The following is a 4940-nucleotide window of genomic DNA, read 5'->3' on the forward strand; positions in this document are numbered from 1 at the left end:
AATAAACCTCGGCGCGATGCAAAGGCCTGCGGACATCTCAAGCGACGGCAAGGTTTTATTGATCCCAAAAACGTTGGAAAACAAAGTCGAGCTGATAAATTTGCCTTGAATCAGCCACCCTCTTTTTCGCTCCGCCGCTTAAGCGGCGGTATCCGCTAGGGAACCGAAACTAGTCGCTGCGGTGCCGAAACCAATCGCCCTTTTTCGCGCGCACTCAAGAGCCACGTACGTCCAAAAGCCGCATGTGGCGTCTCGCGACACGCAAATGCCGAGCCTACCGCAAAATTTGCAAATCCATCTGCTCTACTTTTAAATTTCCTCGCCTTAAATTTCATCACCGCGGATATTTTTGCAGGCCGAGCGGCGATAAATTTCAGCGCGAGATTTGACGCCGAGGCGCGTTTTTACATACCGCGTCGTATCTGCGCGACCGAATTTTGCGCGGCAGCACGATCTTGGCTCTTGCGCGCTGTCGCTGTACGGATGCGTAAAACTTACCATTCTACGCAGCGCCTATGTCTAGGCTGTTTCGGAGCGCCCGCGCGTGGAACCTACCTCTCTACGCGCCCCTCCCACACGGCGGGGACGTCAAGCTCTACGTATGAGTTTAAAATTTCATACGGCTCGTAGCTAAATTTATACGCTAGGCTCGGACACTGCTTCACCGCGTAGCCCAGATAGATCCATCGTAGCCCCAGATCTTGGGCGAACTCGATCTGTTTTAAAAGCGAAAATTTACCCAGACTTAGATGCGGCAGATACGGATCGTAGTAGCAATACACCGAGCTGATGCCGTCATCCACGATATCGATGAGATCGACGCAGATAAGCCGCCCGTCCTCGCCGTAGTAAGAAATTTCTTTGCCGAAGTCGCCGTGGCCTTGGACGTAAATTTCATCATATCGCTCAAAATCGATCTCTTGCACAGGCCAGCCCTTTTTTAGATGCATGTAGTCGTGATAGAGCGCGAAAAGCTCCAAACGCGCATCGTTTAAAAGCGGGCGAGATTGCCATACATAGGCGGTCGTGCGATTATTTTTATAGACGCGGCGATGCGATCTGCTAAATTTAAAATTTGAAGCATCAACGCGCAAGCTTTTACACTCCGCGCAGGCTGCGCAAATGGGCTTTTGAAAATACCTGCCGAAGCGGCGGTAGCCATGCTGCACTAAATTTGAATTATACTCGAAGTCGCAGTCTTTTATGTAGAGATACTCGCTGCGTGCGGCTCTGCCGCCTAGATAGGGGCAGGCAAAATCCAGCGTACAAAATGGAATTTCAGTCATTCAGCTTTTTGATATTCGCCGCGTCCACGTATTTTAAAAACTCGTCTTTGAGGCGCTTTTCGCGTGCGGCGATGCTCTCTTTGGCTATGTCAAATTCCTCCGCGGCACCGTCTAGGACGCCCCCGCTTTGCAAGCTCAAATCGTCATCTTTAAAAATATCTTTAAACTCGTCGCGATTTGGATTAGGTTTTTTGGGCTTTTTGGGCGCGGAGCTTGCCGCCTTGTCCTTAAGCATATCCTTTTTTATATCTTTTAGGCTATCTAAAAAATCCATGCTCTTTCCTAAATCCGTGCCGATTTACGCATCGCAGCGATGATGGCGGCGACCGCTTCGTTTTTATTCGGCTGCATATCGTCGATGGTGTTTTCTAAAATTTTGTCTAAATTTTTCTCTACATAGCTCGTGTCGAAAAAGCCGAGTCGAAATTCGCGCGATTTGCTGATGCTAAGCAAAAACGGAATGATCGTACGCACTCCCTCGATGCGAAACTCCTTCAGCGCGCGCTCTAGCTTATTGACGGCCAGGTCGTAGTCGGTGGTTTTAATGATGAGCTTGGCTAGAAGCGAGTCGTAAAACGGCGGAATTTTATAACCTTTGTAGATGTGGCTATCGACGCGCACGGAAGGACCTAGCGCTGGATAATAGTCGCTGACGGTGCCGGGAACGGGGGTGAAATTTTTCCAGACGTTTTCGGAGGTGATACGCGCCTCGATCGCGTAGCCGTGCGGCTTAATGTCGCTTTGCTCAAGCTCTAAAATTTCGCCGTTTGCGATGCGGATCTGGCGCACGACGAGATCGACGCCCGTGACCTCTTCGGTGATGCCGTGCTCGACCTGGATACGGGTATTCATCTCCATAAAATAAAAGTTGTTGTAATCGTCGAGTAAAAATTCCACCGTGCCGACGTTGGTGTAATTCACCGCTTTTGCCGCAGCTACTGCGGTCGTACCCATCGTTTTACGTAGATGCTCGCTTATCGAGGGGCACGGCGCGATCTCGATAATCTTTTGGTGGCGGCGCTGGATAGAACAATCGCGTTCGCAAAGGTGAATGATATTGCCGTAATTATCACCGATGATCTGAAACTCGATATGGCGCGGCTTGACGACGAGTTTTTCCATAAAAATTTCATCGTTGTTAAAAAAGGTCTTCGCCTCCCTCGTGCACGAGTCGTAGGCGCTCTGCATATCCTTCTCGTCCCACACCTCACGGATACCACGTCCGCCGCCGCCGCCGCTAGCTTTTAAAATCACGGGATAGCCGATCTCGCGCGCATATTTTTTGATCGTATCCATGCTCTCGTGATTGAGCTTTTCAGTGCCTGGTACGATCGGAATGCCGTTTTTGCGCATCAAATAGCGAGCGATATTTTTGTTGCCCATTTTGCGAATAACGTCGGGTTTCGGACCGATGAAAATAATGCCCGCGTCCTCAACTTCTCTTGCAAAGTCAAAATTCTCGCTCAAAAAGCCGTATCCAGGATGTATCGCATCAGCACCGCACTCCTTGGCGACTTCGACGATCTTTTTGGCGTCCAGATAGCCTTTTAGCGCATCGGTACTGACCTCGTAGGCCTCATCGGCGATTTTTACGTGCAAGCAATCGACGTCGGGTTTGGTGTAGATCGCGACGCTTCCGATATGCAGATCTCTGCAGGCTCTAATGATCCTAACCGCGATCTCGCCGCGATTGGCGATAAGAATTTTACGTATCATAAATAATTGCCTCTTTTAAAGAAATACCGCGGTAATAATAGTATAAAAAATTTTATAGCAAGTTGAAATTTGCAAAAGGCGGTTGAAATTACAGATAAAATTTAAAGAAGATTTATGGTGCCCGAGGTCGGAATCGAACCGACACGAGGTCGCCCTCGCCAGATTTTGAGTCTGGTGCGTCTACCAATTTCACCACTCGGGCATTTTAAAAAGTTATGATTGTATAAATTTAAAAAAGATAAGCCCCGAAGACGGGGCTTGGAGCAAGAAAATTATTTTTTCTTCTTGCCTTTTGCAGCTGCAACAGCCTCTTTTAGCTGTTTGCCAACCTTAAATTTTACTACTTTAGTAGCAGGAGATTTGTAAGTTCTGTTTGTGCCAGGAACTTTACCCTCGCGAGCCGCACGCTCTGCGATGCCGAAAGATCCGAAGCCGATGAAGCTTATGTCATCACCTTTTACCAAAAGCTCTTTGATAGCCTCAAGTGCAGAATCTACTACCTTAACGGTATCTTTTTTAGAAAGACCTGCCTTCTCGGCAACTACTTGGATAAAATCAGCTTTTTTCATGCTAATCCTTTAAAATAAAGTGGTTTCGGCGGTATTCTACAATAGTTTCGCAAAAAATACAATAGTTTTTTAAGAAAAAAACGCAAAAATCGGCAAAATTTAGCCGAATTTAGCCCAAATTCGTCAATTTTTCAGATTTTGCTTCTTTAAATTTCAAAATTCCGCCATATTTTTGGGGTTGATTTTTGAAATTTCGCCCGGTTTTGAAAAATTTCAAAATTTTACCCCTCCGCACCTCATTTTTATAAAATTTCGCCCCAGCCTGCCGCTTTAAAATATATAAACTATATTTTGTTATAATCCGCGCAAAATTTCAAAGGTTTTTTATGACTAAAATTTTAATGATAGAGGACGATTTAGAACTCGCCGAAATTTTAAGCGAATATCTGCAACAATTCGGCATCGACGTCACCGTCGCGGACGATCCGTTTTTGGGGCTTTCTAAGTTAAATTTAGAAAATTTCAACCTCGTGATTTTAGATCTCACGCTTCCTGGGATGGACGGGCTTGAGGTCTGCAAAGAGATCCGCAAAAACACCGATATACCGATCATAATATCAAGCGCCCGCCACGATCTGACCGATAAGATCAACGCTTTTGACTTCGGCGCGGACGATTATCTGCCAAAGCCTTATAATCCGCAAGAGCTTTTAGCGCGCATCAAACGCCACATCGAGCGCTACGACATAAACTCGCTCCAGCGCGCCGCAAAGCCCAAAAAAGACCTCGAAGTGGACGATTTCCGCCACGTCATCAGCTTCAAAGGACAGCCCCTGTCGCTCACCATCGCCGAATACGACGTGCTTTCGTATCTCATCAAAAAGGAAGGCGGCGCGATCACCCGCGAGGAGCTCATCTACAACTGCAGCTCCATAAGCGAGGAATCCTCGAGCAAAAGCATCGACGTCATCATCGGTCGCATCCGCCTAAAGCTTGGCGAAACGTCCAAGGCGCCTAGCTACATCCACGCCATCCGCGGCGTAGGATACAAGCTGATACAGTAAGCGGGCTTGCGCCCGGCGAGCGGAGCGATAAAATTTAGCCGCACGCGGCTCTAAATTTAATAGGCACCCGTGCGGCGAAACTGAAATCGCAAGTCGGTCCGCGCGATCTTGCCGTTTAAATTTAAGGCGCCGCAACTGAAGCGTTAAAATTTTACGATAAAATTTTGTGGTTATAAATTTAGCACGCGGTTAGATGCGCGCGGAATTTTATCGTCGAATTCGGCAAGCAGTTCGGCTCTACGCGCAAGACGAGTTGTAAAAGACAGAGCCCATGGCAACGAAAGGGTAAATTTTAAAAATTTAAAGCGGCGCGGCTGCTAAATTTAAAAGCGCCCTGCTTTACGGCGAAATTTTAAAATTTAGCG

At 47.4% G+C, this 4940-nt stretch carries 5 protein-coding genes and 1 tRNA gene; 1 reads left to right on the forward strand and 5 read right to left on the reverse strand.

From position 1 onward, the window contains the following. Positions 1-551: 551 nt before the first annotated feature. The 5 genes from Q0236_RS06260 to Q0236_RS06280 form a co-directional block, all read right to left on the reverse strand. Positions 552-1286 (reverse strand): arginyltransferase, encoded by a 735-nt coding sequence (locus Q0236_RS06260; RefSeq protein ID WP_297916128.1) that lies wholly within the window; start codon positions 1284-1286, stop codon positions 552-554. Then, a complete protein-coding gene (locus Q0236_RS06265; protein ID WP_297916130.1) occupies positions 1279-1560 on the reverse strand; it encodes a hypothetical protein in 282 nt (93 codons plus the stop codon). The genes Q0236_RS06260 and Q0236_RS06265 overlap by 8 nt, the downstream gene beginning before the upstream one ends. A gap of 8 nt (positions 1561-1568) precedes the next feature. Next, positions 1569-3002, reverse strand: coding sequence for an acetyl-CoA carboxylase subunit A (locus Q0236_RS06270; protein WP_297916132.1), 1434 nt, complete (start codon positions 3000-3002; stop codon positions 1569-1571). 115 nt (positions 3003-3117) lie between these two features. Continuing rightward, positions 3118-3204 (reverse strand) — tRNA-Leu (locus Q0236_RS06275). Between the two features lie 70 nt (positions 3205-3274). Further along, entirely contained in the window at positions 3275-3571 is a 297-nt protein-coding gene (locus tag Q0236_RS06280; RefSeq protein ID WP_177389243.1) for an HU family DNA-binding protein, read from the reverse strand. 326 nt (positions 3572-3897) lie between these two features. Here Q0236_RS06280 and Q0236_RS06285 point away from each other — a divergent pair, with 326 nt between their 5' ends. After that, positions 3898-4575 carry a response regulator transcription factor gene (locus Q0236_RS06285; RefSeq protein WP_297916135.1) on the forward strand — a complete coding sequence of 226 codons (678 nt, stop codon included), beginning with the start codon at positions 3898-3900 and terminating at the stop codon, positions 4573-4575. The last annotated feature ends 365 nt before the right edge of the window (positions 4576-4940 follow it).

This window comes from uncultured Campylobacter sp. (genome assembly GCF_938031315.1).
In the GTDB taxonomy this organism is placed as follows: Bacteria; Campylobacterota; Campylobacteria; order Campylobacterales; family Campylobacteraceae; genus Campylobacter_B.

What these genes read in the sequence shown, in the direction of transcription:
- Q0236_RS06260 (WP_297916128.1), bottom strand. Translation starts at nt 1,286, where the DNA reads ATGACTGAAATTCCATTTTGTACGCTGGATTTTGCCTGCCCCTATCTA.
- Q0236_RS06265 (WP_297916130.1), bottom strand. Translation starts at nt 1,560, where the DNA reads ATGGATTTTTTAGATAGCCTAAAAGATATAAAAAAGGATATGCTTAAG.
- Q0236_RS06270 (WP_297916132.1), bottom strand. Translation starts at nt 3,002, where the DNA reads ATGATACGTAAAATTCTTATCGCCAATCGCGGCGAGATCGCGGTTAGG.
- Q0236_RS06280 (WP_177389243.1), bottom strand. Translation starts at nt 3,571, where the DNA reads ATGAAAAAAGCTGATTTTATCCAAGTAGTTGCCGAGAAGGCAGGTCTT.
- Q0236_RS06285 (WP_297916135.1), top strand. Translation starts at nt 3,898, where the DNA reads ATGACTAAAATTTTAATGATAGAGGACGATTTAGAACTCGCCGAAATT.